This window comes from Edaphobacter sp., from assembly GCF_035532915.1.
In the GTDB taxonomy this organism is placed as follows: domain Bacteria; phylum Acidobacteriota; class Terriglobia; order Terriglobales; family Acidobacteriaceae; genus Edaphobacter.
In genome coordinates this window covers 1-16,072 of record NZ_DATKQC010000013.1, presented here as the reverse complement: position 1 = coordinate 16,072, position 16,072 = coordinate 1, and the positions used below count along the sequence as shown (strand labels likewise).

The following is a 16,072-nucleotide window of genomic DNA, read 5'->3' as shown; positions in this document are numbered from 1 at the left end:
AGTCGTATCTACCGATAAATAGTTTGTGGATGACCTGACCAAAGAATTTATCGCAGAGAGCCAGGAAGGCCTGGACCGGATGGAACGGTGCCTGACTGAGCTTGAGGTGCGGCCTGACGACGGGGAGCTGGTGGGAGATATCTTCCGCTCGGTGCATACGATCAAAGGGACGACGGGGTTTCTGGGCTTTGACCGGCTGGAAAAGCTGGCGCATACCGGCGAGCACCTGCTGGGCTCGCTGCGGGATGGCAAGCTGGCGGTGACTTCGGAGCTGATTAGCGGGCTGCTGAGTCTGCTCGACGGACTGCGTGCGATCCTCACCCTGATTGAGGAGACGGGTGGCGAAGGGACGAGGACTGATGATGAAGACGGCGAACTGATCGCCGAGCTTACGGCTTTGAATGGAGCCGCTCCGCCGCCGGTGGAGGCAGCGCACCATGATGACGCTGAGGTACATGCGACCGCAGTGCCAGCGGCGGGTGGAGCTGCGGTGGCAGGGATGGGGAGCGGTGATAAGACGCTCCGCATCGATGTCGACGTGCTGAATCGAATGATGAACCTGGTCGGCGAGCTGGTGCTGACGCGCAACCAGATGTTGCAGAGCAATACGGAGGCCGCGAATTTTCCTGAGCTGGCGCGACGACTGGACAGTGTGACCGCGGACCTGCGCGAGACGGTGATGCAGGCGCGGATGCAGCCGGTGGGGAATCTGTTTGGCAAGTTTCCGCGGCTGGTGAGAGATCTGGCGCGGACTTGTGGACGCGACGTGAGGATTGAGTTCAGCGGGCAGGAGACGGGGCTGGATAAGAGTTTGCTGGAGGCGATCAAAGATCCGCTGACCCACGCGGTGAGGAACTCCGTCGATCATGGAATTGAAGCGCCGCATATTCGGGTGTTGGCGGGTAAGCCAGCCGAAGGATGCGTGAAGCTGAGGGCATTTCATCAGGGTGGCTCGGTGGTGATCGAAGTCGCGGACGATGGCGCGGGCATTGGCATCGAGCGTGTGCTGGCCAAAGCGGTAGAGCGCAATCTGGTGACAGCGGAGCAGGCTGCGGGGATGTCGGAGCGGGAGGCGCTGCAGCTGATTTTCCTGCCGGGCTTTTCGACGGCGGCTGCGGTGACGAATGTCTCGGGACGCGGCGTCGGTATGGATGTGGTTCGAGCGAATGTCGAGAAGGTGGGCGGCAGCGTTGAAGTGGAATCGAAGATGGGGCAGGGAACGACACTGCGGCTGCGGGTTCCGTTGACGCTGGCGATTGTTCCCGCGCTGGTGGTGCGAAGCGGTGGGCAGAGCTTTGCGTTGCCCCAGACTGCGCTGGTGGAGCTGGTGTATGTGCCCAGGCGCGATGCACAAAAGGCAATCGAAAAAATTGGTGCGGCGGAGCTTTACCGGTTGCGGGAGCGGCTGCTGCCGATGGTTTGGCTGGACCGGCTGCTTGGGCTGGATTCGCAGTGGACTGATGAGGCGCATGGATTTTATCTGGCGGTGCTCGAGGCCGAGGGCTGTCGCTATGGATTGGTGGTGGACGATCTGCTGGCGCCGGAGGAGATTGTGGTGAAGCCGCTGTCGTCGGTGCTGCGCGAGATTGGCTTGTTTTCTGGAGCGACGGTGCTGGGGAATGGAACGCTGGCGCTGATTCTTGATATTGCGGCAACGGCTGCTCGCGCTGGAGTGAAGCCGATGGAGGAAGAGGTGGAAGAGGTTGATGATGCGGAAGCGACGGCCGCGAATGCTTCCGATGTCTCCTTCATGGTCTTTGAGGATCGCGTGAAGGAACGTACTGCTCTGCCGCTGGATGTAGTAGAGAGAATTGAGAGCGTGCCGCTGGCGCAGATTGAGTATGCGGGCGGGCGGGCGCTGTTGCAGTATCGTGGCGACCTGCTGCCTCTGCGCGATGACGGCAATGTGCTGGCGGAGATGGAAGCCGGCGACCAGACGGGCGCTGAGACTCTAGTGACGGTGCTGATTTGTGCCAACGCGGGTGCGGGAGGCAGACACCGGATTGGCATGGTGGTGCGGCGGGTTCTGGATGTTTCTACGGGCAAGATGCTGGACAAGGATGAGGCCACGGATGGCATGGAGCTGGCGCTGGTGAAGGAGAAGCTGACGATGGTGCATCACCAGTTTGGCGCGGGGGCTGTGACGGCCTGGAAGGAGGTTGCGTGAAGGTTGACAGTGGAAGCGTGATGGAAGCGATGGACGGGATGCAGGATGAGAGCGATGCGGTGTCGCTGTGCTCGCTGTTTGCGGGAAGCGAGAGTTTTGGAATCGATACCAGAAAGATTCGCGAGGTATTAGGGAAGCGCGATTTGCAGCGGGTGCCGATGGCTCCGGCGTATATCGGAGGCGTGGTGCCGTATCGCGGCGAGGTGTTGACTACGGTGAATCTTCGCGCGCTGTTGGGAATGGGAGAGAACAGCGCGGCGAGTTGTATTTTGGTTTTAGAAGACGATGAAGTTGCGGAGCGGTTCGGCTTGATGGTGGATGAGGTGGGCGGCGTGGTGACGGTGAACCGGCGCATGCTGGAGACGAATCCGTGCACGCTGGAAGCCAGGGGGAAGTGGCTGTTCGATGGTGCTTACAAGATGCAGACGGGATTGATGGTGCAGCTTGATCCGGCGAAGCTGAGGCCATCGCGGCTGGCGGAGACGGGACTGTTCAAACAAACTGTAAACGGGCAAGGTGGTACGGGGGCCATGGATGCGAGCACTGATAGTCGATGATTCGAGCTTTATCCGCGATTATCTGCGGCAGCTTCTGCACAGGATGGGAATTACGTGCGAAGAGGCGGTGAATGGAAGCAACGCGCTTGAGGTGCTGGCGGTGGCGCAGGCGTTCGACCTGATGCTGCTGGATGTAAATATGCCGGTGATGAACGGGCTGGAGTGTGTGAAGGCGTTGCGCGAGGCGCACCTGGGGCCGGAGATGAAGGTCATGATGGTGACGACCGAGGCCGATAACTCCTTCATTACGACCGCGCTGGATAACGGCGCGGACGAGTTTTTAATGAAGCCTTTTACTCCGGAGAGCCTGCGCGAAAAGATGGCTTTGCTTGGACTCGCAGCGGCCTAACAGCGAGAGATTGAAAAGGGTGGAAGGCATGGGGATCTCCAGCGAACAGCCGCTTCGTGTTCTTGCGGCAGATGACTCCGCGGTGATGCGCGGAATTATGCGGAAGCTATTCGAGATGCACGCGGAGGACAGGCTGAGCAGGCTGCCGCCGATGGAGCTGTGCGGAACGGCGCAGGATGGTGTGGAATGTATGGAGGCCGTCGGGCGATTGAAGCCGGACGTGCTGGTGCTGGACCTGGAGATGCCGCGGTTGAATGGGTTGGATGTCCTCGAGCGGCTGCGGGATGCGAATCCGGGACTGCCGGTGATCATGTGCAGCTCATACACGGAGCGTGGGGCGCGATCGACTTTGGAGGCACTGGCGCGCGGGGCTGCGGACTATGTGATGAAGCCCAGCGAGCAGCGTGATCTGACTGTGGCGCTGCAGTCGCTGGCGCAGCAGCTGCTGCCGAAGATCGCGGCGTTGACGAAAGGGCGCAGGCGAAAGAGCGAAGAGAATGTTGCGCAGGCTGCGCAGAGCGCGAGGGGCGGCGATGGACGGAGAGAGTCGTCGATTGAGGTGGTGGTGATTGGGTTGTCGACGGGCGGCCCGTCGGCGCTCGAGCAGATGCTGCCGCGATTGCCTTCGAGCTTTCCTGTGCCGGTGTTGATTGTGCAGCACATGCCGAAGTTGTTTACGGGAGCACTGGCGGAGAGGCTGAATAAGTGCTGCGCGTTGCAGGTGCGGCAGGCTTACGACGGTGAAGCGATTGTGCCGGGTACGGTGTGGCTCGCTCCGGGCGACTCGCATATGGAGGTGGCCGCGAGGAAGATCGGCTTTGGTATCGACGATGCGGTTTTGAAGGGGCGTGGAGCGAGAGTGAAGCTGCACCAGCAGGAGCCACTGAATCATTGCAGGCCGTCGGTAGACTACCTGTTTCATTCGGCGGCGCGGCTCTATGGTGCGAGCGTGCTGGCGTTGATGATGACCGGTATGGGCGCGGATGGCTTGGATGGCGCGCGAGCAGTGCATGAGGCGGGGGGCATGGTGCTGGCGCAGGATGAGGCTACGTCAGCCGTATGGGGAATGCCGGGGCGAGTTGCAGATGCGGGGATTGCGGATGCCGTGCTGCCGCTGGCCACGATTGCCGGTGAGTTGAGGCAACGCGTGAACGTGGGGCGGCCTATGCGGCTGGCGGCGGAACATGCGGTAACTGCGGCTGGATCGCGGCGGGAGGGGATGCATGACTTGCTCTGATGCTGATTACGCGTATCTGCGGGAACTGGTGCTGCAACAGTCGGCCAATCGTATCCATCCGTCGCGTAATGCGCTGTTCGATGCGCGACTGAAGCCGATTGCGCAGAAGGCGGGTGCGTCAAGTCTCAAGGACTTCGTGAGTATTCTGAAAGTCGATCGGGCGCCGCATCTTCATCGCGCCGTGGCTGAGGCGATGACGATCAATGAGACTAGTTTTTTTCGCGATCTGAAGCCGTTTGAGATGCTGCGAGAGACGATCCTTCCACGGTTGATTGAGCAACGGAGTGAACAACGGCGGCTGCGCATATGGAGTGCAGCCAGCTCGACGGGGCAGGAAGCGTACAGCCTCGCGATGCTGATTGCGGAGCATTTTCCGATTGCTGCGGGATGGGATGTGAAGATTATCGGGACAGATATTTCGCAGTACGTGATCGACTATGCGCGGCGAGGACGGTATCGTCGGCTGGAGGTGAATCGCGGGTTGCCTGCGCGGATGCTGTTGAAGTACCTGGTGCGGGATGGCGAGGAGTGGATGATCTCGGATCGGATTCGCTCGATGTGTGAGTTTCAGTACGCGAATTTGTGTGAGACGCTGCCGAAGCTGCCGGTCTTTGACCTGGTGATGCTGCGGAACGTGTTGCTTTACTTTCCGTCGCAGGACCGCAGCTATCTCTTCAAGGACGTCTATCGGTTGATGGCTCCGGATGGTTGCCTGGTGTTGGGAAATGCGGAGCAGGCGGAGGATTCGTCGGACCTGTTTGAGGTGGAGTTCGCCTCGAATTCGTACTGCTATCGTCCTGTCGCTGGAGTCTGATTAGGGACGCGGGAGGGGTTGGGCGCATCTTATAGAGTGTGCGAAGTGTGCCGCGAACCTCGTCTAAATCGAAGAAGGTAGATGCAGCGAAGCCGTCGGGTGCGGACGCTGCGCTTTCGTTGTTTCATCCAGTCACGGCAAAGTGGTTCAGGGCTGTCTTTGATGAACCTACGGCTCCGCAGATCGAGGGATGGCCGGCAATTGCGCGGGGGGAGTCGACGCTGATTCTGGCACCGACGGGGACGGGCAAGACGCTGACGGCGTTTCTTTGGTGCCTCGATCAATTGATGCTGCGGACGGCGATGGATGCCCCGCGCGGGTGCCGGGTGGTGTATCTGTCTCCGCTGAAGGCGCTGGCGGCGGATGTGGAGCGCAACCTGCGCTCTCCGCTGGCGGGAATTTCCAACATGGCGAAGCGTGAGGGTGTGGAGGTGCGGATTCCTGAGATCAGCGTCCGCACTGGGGACACTTCGCAGAAGGAGCGAGCGCGGTTTCGGCGGCATCCGGGGGAGATTCTGATTACGACTCCGGAGAGCTTGTATCTGCTGCTGACCTCGGAGGCTGGCGAGTCGCTGCGAACGGTGGAGACGGTGATTGTGGATGAGATTCACGCACTGGTCCCGAGCAAACGTGGGGCGCACATGGCGGTCTCGTTGGAGCGGTTGGAGGCTTTGACAGGGCGAAGACTGCAGCGAATTGGCTTGTCGGCTACGCAGAGGCCGTTGGAGGAGGTGGCGCGGTTTTTGGGTGGAGCCGAGGGGCAGGGAACGGAAACACAGGGATCAGGAACGGCGGAGATTGTAGCGGATAAGGTTACAGAAGCGCCGAAGGTTGCCGACGTGTTGATGGATGCGGCCAGCGATGATGGTGTGAAGGCGGACGTGGGCGTGAACGCTCCGCGATATCGTCCGGTGACGGTGGTGAATGCTGGCGCGAGGAAGGTGTTGGAGCTGAAGGTGGAGGTTCCGGTGGAGGACATGGCCCGGCTGGGCGAGATTGAAGAACAGTCGAGCGGCCCAGCTTCGCAGGGACCGAAGCGGACTTCGATATGGCAGTCGATCTATCCGCGGCTGCTGGAGATTGTTCAGGGGCGAACTTCTACGCTGATCTTTGTGAATGCCCGGCGGGTGGCCGAGCGGCTGGCGGGGGCGCTGAATGAGTTGGCGGGTGAGGCGATTGCACGGGCGCATCATGGGTCGCTGGCCGCGGCGCAGAGGAGCGAGATCGAAGAGTTGCTGAAGGCGGGGAAGATCAAGGCGCTGATTGCTACTTCGTCTCTGGAGCTGGGTATCGATATGGGTGCGATCGATCTGGTGATTCAGATCGAGGCTCCGCCTTCGGTGGCGAGTGGGATGCAAAGGATTGGACGTGCGGGGCACCAGGTAGGAGCGCCTTCGCATGGGATTATCTTTCCCAAGTATCGGGCGGATTTAATTGCGTGTGCGGCGGTGACGCGGGCGATGCACGAGGGGCACGTGGAGTCGACGCGATTTTTGCGGAATCCGCTGGATGTGCTGGCGCAGCAGATGGTGGCGGTGATTGCGCATCCGCCGCTGGACGTTGCGGATGCGGAGAGAAGGACGGTGCATAAGACGGAGGAGGAAGAGAGTCCGGGGATTGGCTATGAAGCGCTGTATTCGCTGATGCGGAGCGCCGCTCCGTTTGCTGGTTTGAGCAGGAGTGTCTTCGATGGCGTGCTGGATATGCTGGCGGGGCGGTATCCGTCGGATGAGTTTGCGGAGCTGCGGCCTAGAGTGACGTGGGACCGTACGCGGAACTGGATTACGCCGCGTGCGGGAGTGAAGCGGGTTGCGATCCTGAATGGCGGCACGATTCCTGATCGTGGGACGTATGGGGTTTTTCTGGCGGGGGAGCGGAGTAAGCCAGTTCGAGTGGGTGAACTGGATGAGGAGATGGTGTTCGAGAGCAGGAATGGCGACACGTTTATTCTTGGCGCTTCGGCGTGGAGAATCGAAGAGATCACGCATGATCGGGTGCTGGTGTCGCCTGCGCCGGGTGAGGCGGGGAAGATGCCGTTTTGGCATGGGGATCGTGCGGGGAGGCCGTTGGAGTTTGGGCGCAGGATCGGCGCGCTGGTGCGCGAATTGCGCGAGATGCCGCGCAGTGTGGCCATGACGCGGCTGACGCAGGAGCATGACCTGGAGGCTGGCGCGGCGGAGAACGTGCTGCGGTATCTGGCTGATCAGGAGTTGGCTACGACGGTGGTGCCGGACGACCGGAACATTGTGATTGAGCGTGTGCGCGATGAGTTGGGCGATTGGCGCGTTTGCGTGCTGACGCCGTTTGGCAGCAGGATTCATGCGCCGTGGGCGATGGCGGCAACGGCGAAGATTCGTGCGCATGGCGGGCCGGATGTCGAAACGATGTGGAGCGAGGATGGATTTGTACTGCGGTTTCCGGAGACGGAAGAGGCTCCTGCGATTGAGCCGATTTTGCTCGAGCCGGAGGAGGCCGCGGAGTTGGTGCTGCAGCAGTTGGGTTCGACGGCTTTGTTTGCGGCGAAGTTTAGGGAGAGTGCGGCGCGGGCTTTGTTGTTGCCCAGGCGGCGGGCGGATGGAAGAACTCCGCTGTGGCAGCAGAGGAAACGCTCGTATGACTTGTTGAGCGTGGCCAGTCGATATCCTTCTTTTCCAATATTGCTGGAGGCTTATCGAGAGTGTCTACGCGATGTGTTCGACATGCCTGCGCTGATGGAGACGCTGCGGCTGATGGCGAACCGGTCCGTGCGCGTGCATACGGTGGACTCCCGGACGCCTAGCCCGTTTGCTTCGGCGCTGCTGTTCAGCTATTTGGCGAACTACATCTATGACGGTGATGCTCCGCTGGCAGAGAGAAGGGCGCAGGCGCTTTCGATTGATCAGGACCAGCTGCGGGAGTTGATGGGGGATGCCGATCTTCGCGAGTTACTGGATGCGAACGCGATTGAGGAGACGGAGGAGCAGCTGCAATGCGTCTTTGAAGATTACAAGGCGCGGACGATGGATGGGGTGCATGATCTGTTGTTGCGGCTGGGGGATCTGACGCGAGATGAGTTGCGGGCGCGGTGTGTGAGCGATGCGGTTGCGGAGAGCGTAGCGAAGTTGATGCGCGTGCGGCGGGTGCTGGAAGTGCAGTTCGCAAGAGGGAAGCGGTTGATTGCGGTGGAGGATGCTGCGCGCTATCGGGATGCGTTGGGAGTGCCACTGCCGCCGGGGTTGCCTACGGCTTTTTTGGAGGCTGCTCCAGAGGCGATGGTCGATCTGCTGCGGCGGTATGCGCGGACGCATGGGCCGTTTACCTCGCATGAGGCAGCGGGGCGTTTTGATCTGCCGATGGCGAGCGTTGAGGCGGTGCTGCAACGGTTGGTGCAGTCGGGTCGGATTGTTGAGGGTGGTTTTCGTCCGGGGGGCATTCATCGCGAGTGGTGCGACAACGAGGTGCTGCGAACGATTCGGCGGAAGTCGCTGGCGCAGTTGCGCAAGGAGGTTGAGCCGGTTGAGCAGCGGACGCTGGCGCGACTGCTGACGCGGTGGCAGGGTGTGGTGCAGCCGCGTCGTGGGTTGGATGCGTTGCTGGATGTGATTGAGAATCTGCAGGGTGCTCCGCTGCCGGCTTCGATTCTGGAGACGGAGATTCTGCCGTCACGTTTGATGGGGTATAAGTCTTCTGATCTGGATACGTTGATTGCGGCGGGTGAGGTGGTTTGGGTTGGGTTGGATCCTATTGGAGAGCGGGATGGGCGGATTGGGCTTTATCTCGCGGAGAAGTTGCCGGGGCTTTGGAATGGAAGTGCAGGGAACAGAGAACAGGGATCAGGGACCAGCGAGCGGGGAGATAAGGTGATTGCGTATCTGCGGGAGCGTGGGGCTTCGTTCTTTCAGGATTTGCATGATGGGGTTGGTGGAGGGTATCCGGGGGAGACGCTGGATGCTCTGTGGGAGCTGGTTTGGAAGGGTTTGGTGACGAATGATGGGATGGCTGCGCTGCGAGCTTATTGCGAGAGGCCGGCGGCGAGTGCGCGGAAGCAGCGAAGGGTGCATCAACAGACGGGATTTCGCTCGCGGCGGACGACTCCGCCTACGGCACAGGGGCGGTGGGCTTTGCAGGGCGCGGCGTTTGCGGCTGACTGGTCGGCCACGGCGTGGAGTCATGCGATGGCGCAGCAGTTGTTGACGCGGTATGGTGTGGTGTTTCGTGAGACGGCGCATGCGGAGAACCTGCCGGGTGGTTTTTCTGCGATCTATGACGTGATGAAGGTGCTGGAGGAGAGCGGCAAGATTCGGCGTGGATACTTTGCGGCGGACCTGGGAGCCACGCAGTTTGCTCAGCCTGCGGCGGTGGATCTGCTGCGTTCGCTTCGGGTGCAGCAGGAGCCGGATAGGCCGGAGATGTTGCAGCTTGCGGCTACCGACCCGGCGAATCCTTATGGAGCTTTGCTGCGCTGGCCCGCGCCATCGGATGCGGGGTCTTCCTTGACGCGAAGTGTGGGGGCGCAGGTGATTCTGCGCGATGGGGAGTTGGTGGCTTATCTGCGACGAGGGAATCCGAATGTGCAGGTTTTTCTTCCGGAGGAAGAGCCGCAGCGGTCGCATGTGATGCAGAGCCTCGCGGAGTTTCTGGTGAAGCGGGTGCAGGGGCTGGAGGATGAGGATCGACGTGCGGGACTGTTGATTGCCATGGTGAATGGCGTTGCGGTGGCGGAGCATCCGATGGCGCGGGCTTTGCTGGATGCGGGATTTGCTGCGGGCGCTATGGGTTTCAATGTGCGCCGAGGGCTGCCGCCTTTGCCCGGAGGCAGGGATGCGGTGAGAGCCAATGCCTGAGGGGGACACCATCTATCGTGCGGCGCGGGCTTTGCAGAAGGCGATTGGCGGCAAGGTTGTGACCGGGTTCGAGACTGGGCTGGCGAAGCTGGCGCGCGTCGATGATGATGCTTCGCTGGCGGGACGGACGGTGGAGAAGGTGGAGTCGCGGGGAAAGTGGCTGCTGATTTATTTCAGCGGCGATCTGATTCTGGTGACGCATATGTTGATGAGCGGGAGCTGGCATCTCTACCGGCCTGGCGAACGATGGAGGATGGGGCGGAACCGGATGCGAGTGGTGATTCGTGCTGGAGATGGCAATGGGGATTGGGAGGCGGTCGCGTTCAATGTGCCGATTGCGGAGTTTCATACGACGCGGTCACTTGAGAGGAGCAGTCAGGTGCCTAAGCTGGGGCCGGATATTCTGGCTGACGAGTTTACGGTGGCAGGTGGAGTGGATCGGCTTGCTGCTTATGGGCGGGAGCATCCCGATGCTGAGATTGGCGTGGTGCTGTTGAACCAGCGGGTGCTGGCAGGTTTGGGAAATGTCTATAAGAGCGAATTGGCATTTGCCGCAGGGGTGAACCCGTTTCGGAAGATGCGAACGATTACAACGAAAGAAATGATGGCGCTGGTGGAGTTCGCACAGCGTTATATGAAGGCGAATGTTGTGGACGGCAAAGACGAGGGGATTGTGACCTATGCCGGCAATCGACGGACGACGCATGCGATGAATCGCGAGGAGAGGCTTTGGGTGTATCGGCGGCAGGGACAGGAGTGCCGCCGCTGTGGAGCTGTCGTGATGATGAGGAAGCAGGGAGAGCAGGCGCGGTCGACTTATTGGTGTCCTCAGTGCCAGCCCTGGGTGGAAGATGCGGCGGATTGACCGTAAGGGGTTCGGGTTTCGCGGCGATCAGGAACAGGCCAAAGCAAGAACAATGGCGAAATACAGGGGTTTCTCCACTCCTCCACGCGATGAGACCGCGTGGCTCCGGTCGAGATGACGTGCTTTCTGGCACATTAAATTGGCTCTATGAACTAAATGCTGTGTGGTGTTAGAGTGGCTTCGCAGCTATTCAGCAGACAGGCGCTTGCTCGACAGGCGAGATGGAGATGCCATGAAGAAGAACACGAGCTTTGGAGTGATTGCGTGCGCGGTGCTGGTCGCGTTTTCGGGTGGTGTGACGTCGTTGGCTCAACAGCAGCCGACCGTTCAATCGATCTCGCCTGCGAGTATGGCGCGGGTGGGGACGGTCGATAAGCGCTTCCAGTCTTACAACATCGAGATGGTTGAGGTTATCGGCGGCAGGTTTTGGAAGCCCTATGCCAAGCCGGGTGATGTTGCTGCCAAGGCTGCGCCTTCCGGCCAGCCTGCCAATGCGAACCAGCCTGTAGGCATGGACCCCAATCTGTATCAATACCGCCCGCCTATCGATCTCTCTAATCCTCGGCTGCGGAAGCTGGCGGCGGCGCTGGGACCAGCCTATGTGCGGGTAAGTGGAACGTGGGCGAACAGCGTCTACTTTCAGGACTCCGATGGGCCCGCTCCGGCGACAGCGCCGAAGGGATTTGGCGGTGTGTTGACGCGCCAGCAATGGAAGGGAGTTGTTGACTTCGTTCATGCGACCGATGCGGAGCTCGTGACATCCTTTTCTACCAGCGTGGGGACGCGCGATGCTTCCGGCGTGTGGACTTCGGACCAGGCGCAAAAGCTGCTGGATTATACAAAGTCGATTGGCGGGAGCATCGCTGCTGCTGAGTACATGAATGAACCGACGTTTGCCGTGATCGGTGGCGCGCCCAAGGGCTATGGCGCGGCGGATTATGGAAGAGACATCAAGCTCTTTCTGCCCTTCATTCGCAAGGCTGAGCCGAAGATGATTTTCCTTGGACCGGGCGGGGTCGGTGAGGGCGGGAGTCTATTGCCGGCGGGAATGAAAGTGCTGTCGTCGGCTGATCTGCTGAAGGCTACTGGGCCGGTCTACGACGATTTTTCTTACCACTTCTATGGCGCGGTTTCGAAGCGATGCGCAGGCATGGGAGGGGTGGCACAGATCACTCCGGAGGGAGCGCTTTCGGAAGATTGGCTCTCACGGACGGGCACGGTGGAGGCGTTTTATGCGGGGCTTCGCGATCAGTATGAGCCGGGTAAGGCGATGTGGCTGACAGAGACGGCGGATGCAGCGTGCGGCGGCAACCCCTGGGCTTCTACCTTTCTGGATACCTTCCGCTACCTGGATCAGCATGGACGTCTGGCGAAGCTGGGCGTGCAGGTGATAATGCATAACACGCTGGCATCGAGCGATTATGGCCTGCTCGATGAAAACACGCTGGCTCCACGGCCGAACTATTGGGCGGCCTTGTTGTGGCACCAATTGATGGGAACGACGGTGCTCGACGCCGGGTCTTCGACTGCTGCAAACCTGCATCTGTATGCGCAATGCCAGCAGGGTCATCCCGGTGGCGTGGCCCTGCTGGCGATTAATGCTGATCGGACGGCATCGCAGGAGTTGTCCGTTCCGGTGCGCTCGGAGCGATATACGTTGACCGCCGCCAAGTTGATGGATACAGCGGTGGATCTGAATGGGAAGACGCTGACGGTGGATGCAGAGGGGAATGTCCCGTCGCTCACAGGGGAGAAAGAAAAGGTTGGGAAGGTGATGCTGGCTCCGGAGAGCATTACGTTTCTGGCGATGCCAGCTGCAGAGAATCAGAGCTGCCGCTGATGCGGCGACTTAGAGCGAGGCTTTGGTGAGATCGACGGTCTGCCAGTCGCCGCGCTCGATGCCAGCGCGAATCTGTGCCGGGGTTTGGCCTTTCATGGTCTGCTCGTAGGCGTAGGCTCCCTCTTTCATGCAGGTGGAGCAGGCAGCTCCGTGAGTTCCTTCGAAGCAACTGTGCAGGCTGTTGTGTCCCAAAGCGCGGTCACAGTGACAGTAGCAGGGTTCCTGATGCAGCACGTTGGGAATCTTTGCCGCCATCTTATATACAGTCACCTGATATGGGTGCGAGAAATATTCGCCGGTGAGCTGATCGCCGCTCAGGATGTGGGGCAAAGGCTTCTTGGAAGCGGTTGCGTTGTAGGCAGGCACGTCGTCGGAGGGGTTGGTCCACTGTGCGGACGCGGCCATGGTCACAAGTCCTAAGATGAGGCAGCCAATAATTCGCTTCATGTCGCACATCATAAATGGCGTGAAGAGATAATTCCAAATGCGGGGCTGTTGTTGTAGGGGCATGTGCAGTGGGTGTGGAAGAGAGGGGTTGCGTAAAAGGCAAAAAAAAGGCGGCATGAACGGTACTTTGTTCATGCCGGGAGGCCAGTGACGCAACTTGTGTCAGCCGGTGTTGCTTGGTGCGGGCTGAGAATCTTTACGGGCGGTTACTCACGCTTGCCGATGAATTGAATATACCACAATGCGTATCCGGAAAATGAAAAATATGCTCGAGCATAGAAAAAACCTGTCATGGGAGCATTTAAAAGTTGAAGCCCGAACCTCTTTGTTGATGCTTAATCATTTTATATGTGTCATTTATCAATATCGGCAGGGCTGAGGAAAACTAGATAAAAATTTATTCATAAAATGAAAACCTGCCGGAATGAAGAGTACAAAAGTTGGAATCTGGTGTTTGAGGGCGCGAAAGCCGGTCGAACTATCGCCCGATGGGCTCGTTGTAGATGCCGAACTCGGCGATTCCGGGTGGCTTGGTGGAGCCTTTTATGGTCAGGCGGACGCGCTCGGCGGTGACGGGCTGGAACCGATCCAGCTGAAAGACGAGTGGGGTCTGGCCGCTGGCGATGGTGTTCCATTGATTGTTCTGCCAGGATTCGACGCTGTAGGAGGTAATGCGGCTATCGACGCCATATTCGTTATCGAAGCGCGGCTCGACGATAGAGATAGTGTTGAATGCCGTGGGTTGGTCGAAGACGATCTCGATCCAGCCGGAGGTCTCGTTGTCGTCTGCGATCCAATAAGTGCTGTAACTGTTGTCATTGGCGAGATCGGGGCCGATGCCTTCGGTATTGCGGCTGGCGAAGGATGGGCGGGCGAAGGCCAGGTTGGGGGTCGTGATGCTGACTGAGGGGGCGAGCTTCGGGGCTGGGGCGCGGTCTTTCCATGTGCGGCCAACCTCGGCAAGGCGTTCGACTGCGTTCTGATCGAAGCGGCCATCGCGATTGGGTGCGACGTTGATTAAAAGATTGCAGTGCTGCCGATTGAAGGGGACGAGCCAGTCGTTCACGATGGTATCGGCGGACTTGAGCTGCTCGGTGGGATAGCTCTGCTTCCAGAACCATTGGCTCTGCAAGGTGGTCCCGGACTCTGAGGGGATGATGCTGTCGGAGGAGATCTTTTGACCGGCGTGCTGCTCGTACTGCTTGATATCGGTGTAGCAGAGCGCCGAGCCGGGATATTGCCCGGCGTTGTGGTCGGCGACGAGACAGTTGGGCTGGTGACTCTTGACGTGATCGTAGATCTCGCGAAAGGGGATTTGGTCGTAAGTGATCCGGCTCCAACCGGCGTTCCAGCCGTCGAAGATGATGGCGGTGATCTCTCCATAGTTGGTGAGTAATTCGGAGAGTTGGGCCTTGATCAGGGCGATCTTCTTTGGAGTGACCTGATAAGACCAGATCTGAGCGCGAAGGTCGAGGATGGAGAAGTAAAGGCAGACCTTGAGACCATGTTTTCGGAATGAGTTTGCGTAGGACTCGACGATGTCATGGGTGAAGGTCGCGTCCTTCACGCTGGGGCTGGTAGTTTTGGTGGGCCAGAGGCAGAAGCCGTCGTGATGCTTGGTGGTGAGGCAGCCGTAGGCCATTCCGGCAGAGCGAGCGGCCTGCGCCCACTGGTCGGTGTCGAGATGGGCAGGATTGAAGAGTTTGGGCGAGGCTTTGGGGTCGCCCCATTCGCGCTGCTCGAACGTGGCCATGTTGAGGTGGAGGAACATGCCGAAGCGGAGGTCCATGAACTCCTGCTGTAGTTGCAGGAGAGGCTTTGTGGTCTCCTGCATGGTGGAAGCGGCCAGGGCAGACTGCTTTGCGGCCAGCAGGGCTGCGGTTCCGGCGAGTCCATGGGCAAACTCACGACGGTTGAGCATAGGTAGGCAGTACTCCAGCAAGGATGCGCCTTGTACGATTGGCGGAGGTCAAGGGCAAGTCTGCCATGCGTGAATGGCAATGGTCAAGCGCTTAAATATTCGAATCCATCAGCTAGTTGGAGTTTTCTTAAGTATATAAGCGCTCAACTTCTTAATGTGAGCCGACGTGGCTGGCTAGTTCCGCAGTAATGCGGCCTGCCATGGTTGCATCGCGTTGGGTGATTCCGCCTGCGTCGTGCGAGACCAGGGCGAGCAGGACGTGGTTATAGCGGATATCGATGTCGGGGTGGTGGTTGGCGTCTTCGGCGATGGCTGCGACGCGGTTGACGAATGCCATGGCCTCGAGGAAATCACGGAAGGCCCACTCGCGAACGAGCTTTCCGTCTTTCAGCTTCCACTCCGGATGAGCGCGCAATACATCTTCGATTTCGGTTGGAGTCAATGCCTTTTTCATGACGGTACACCTCGCGGGTTTGATGCTAGTGCTCTGAGCGCGGCGTTGGCAATACGGTTGGCTGGGGTGAGGTTGGAGCAAATCCTGGTGGGAGTGAAGAGCAGGCAACAGTAAAAAGAACAGACAACGACGAAAAGCGAAATGCGGGGGTTCTTCGCTTCGCTCACAATGACATAGCTTTCGATGCTTATGCTGCCGAACCTTTTTTTGATGCTTCGAACAATGGTCTGAAAATAGTTTGGTTGGCTACGAGTCGCGGCTGCCGAGGGTGAGGGTCGGTCGGCATAAGGTAGACGACAAAGCTGATGCGGGCATTCTGCTGATCTCGGCGCGCAGGTCGGTCCATGATTCGATCGGCATGGCGAGAAAGGCTTCGACGATGGCCGGGTCGAACTGTTTGCCCGAGCATTGGGCGATCTCTTCGCAGGCGGCTTCAAAACTGGTGCCCTTGCGATAGGGGCGGTCCGAGGTCATGGCGTCGAGAGCGTCGGCGATGGCGAAGATGCGAGCGCCGAGGGGGATGGCTTCGCCGTGCAGACCGCGGGGGTAGCCGGTGCCGTCGAAGCGTTCCTGATGGGTGTAGACGATCTCGGCGGCT

General features: G+C 59.6%; 12 protein-coding genes. 8 read left to right on the top strand and 4 right to left on the bottom strand.

Annotated features, from left to right (window positions below; genetic code table 11):
- Positions 1–25: 25 nt before the first annotated feature.
- The 8 genes from VMU57_RS00590 to VMU57_RS00555 all read left to right on the top strand — a co-directional run bounded on the left by VMU57_RS00590 (position 26) and on the right by VMU57_RS00555 (position 12,652).
- The gene (locus tag VMU57_RS00590; RefSeq protein ID WP_325379711.1) at positions 26–2,167 is read left to right on the top strand and encodes a chemotaxis protein CheA; all 2,142 of its coding nucleotides are present in this window, start codon (positions 26–28) and stop codon (positions 2,165–2,167) included.
- Complete coding sequence (locus VMU57_RS00585; RefSeq protein ID WP_325379709.1) at positions 2,164–2,724, top strand: chemotaxis protein CheW; 561 nt, start codon at positions 2,164–2,166, stop codon at positions 2,722–2,724. The genes VMU57_RS00590 and VMU57_RS00585 overlap by 4 nt, the downstream gene beginning before the upstream one ends.
- Positions 2,702–3,073 (top strand): response regulator, encoded by a 372-nt coding sequence (locus VMU57_RS00580; RefSeq protein WP_325379707.1) that lies wholly within the window; start codon positions 2,702–2,704, stop codon positions 3,071–3,073. The genes VMU57_RS00585 and VMU57_RS00580 overlap by 23 nt, the downstream gene beginning before the upstream one ends.
- A 28-nt stretch (positions 3,074–3,101) precedes the next feature.
- Positions 3,102–4,310, top strand: coding sequence for a chemotaxis response regulator protein-glutamate methylesterase (locus tag VMU57_RS00575; protein ID WP_325379705.1), 1,209 nt, complete (start codon positions 3,102–3,104; stop codon positions 4,308–4,310).
- Entirely contained in the window at positions 4,297–5,124 is an 828-nt protein-coding gene (locus tag VMU57_RS00570) for a protein-glutamate O-methyltransferase CheR (RefSeq protein ID WP_325379703.1), read from the top strand. The genes VMU57_RS00575 and VMU57_RS00570 overlap by 14 nt, the downstream gene beginning before the upstream one ends.
- A gap of 47 nt (positions 5,125–5,171) precedes the next feature.
- Positions 5,172–9,947: a DNA glycosylase AlkZ-like family protein gene (locus tag VMU57_RS00565; RefSeq protein WP_325379701.1), complete on the top strand. Its 4,776-nt coding sequence runs from the start codon at positions 5,172–5,174 to the stop codon at positions 9,945–9,947.
- A complete protein-coding gene (locus VMU57_RS00560) occupies positions 9,940–10,812 on the top strand; it encodes an Fpg/Nei family DNA glycosylase (RefSeq protein ID WP_325379699.1) in 873 nt (290 codons plus the stop codon). Before VMU57_RS00565 ends, VMU57_RS00560 begins: the two co-directional genes overlap by 8 nt.
- A 232-nt stretch (positions 10,813–11,044) precedes the next feature.
- Positions 11,045–12,652: a hypothetical protein gene (locus VMU57_RS00555; RefSeq protein WP_325379697.1), complete on the top strand. Its 1,608-nt coding sequence runs from the start codon at positions 11,045–11,047 to the stop codon at positions 12,650–12,652.
- A 9-nt stretch (positions 12,653–12,661) separates the two neighbouring features.
- Here VMU57_RS00555 and VMU57_RS00550 read toward each other — a convergent pair whose 3' ends face one another.
- From VMU57_RS00550 to VMU57_RS00535, 4 genes are all read right to left on the bottom strand, one after another.
- A complete protein-coding gene (locus VMU57_RS00550; RefSeq protein ID WP_325379695.1) occupies positions 12,662–13,099 on the bottom strand; it encodes a CYCXC family (seleno)protein in 438 nt (145 codons plus the stop codon).
- A 478-nt stretch (positions 13,100–13,577) separates the two neighbouring features.
- The gene (locus VMU57_RS00545) at positions 13,578–15,020 is read right to left on the bottom strand and encodes an alpha-L-fucosidase (RefSeq protein ID WP_325379693.1); all 1,443 of its coding nucleotides are present in this window, start codon (positions 15,018–15,020) and stop codon (positions 13,578–13,580) included.
- Between the two features lie 151 nt (positions 15,021–15,171).
- Positions 15,172–15,474 (bottom strand): 4a-hydroxytetrahydrobiopterin dehydratase, encoded by a 303-nt coding sequence (locus VMU57_RS00540; RefSeq protein WP_325379691.1) that lies wholly within the window; start codon positions 15,472–15,474, stop codon positions 15,172–15,174.
- Between the two features lie 246 nt (positions 15,475–15,720).
- Positions 15,721–16,072, bottom strand: a 352-nt coding sequence (locus VMU57_RS00535) for an HD-GYP domain-containing protein (protein WP_325379690.1), incomplete at its 5' end; no start/stop codon positions are given.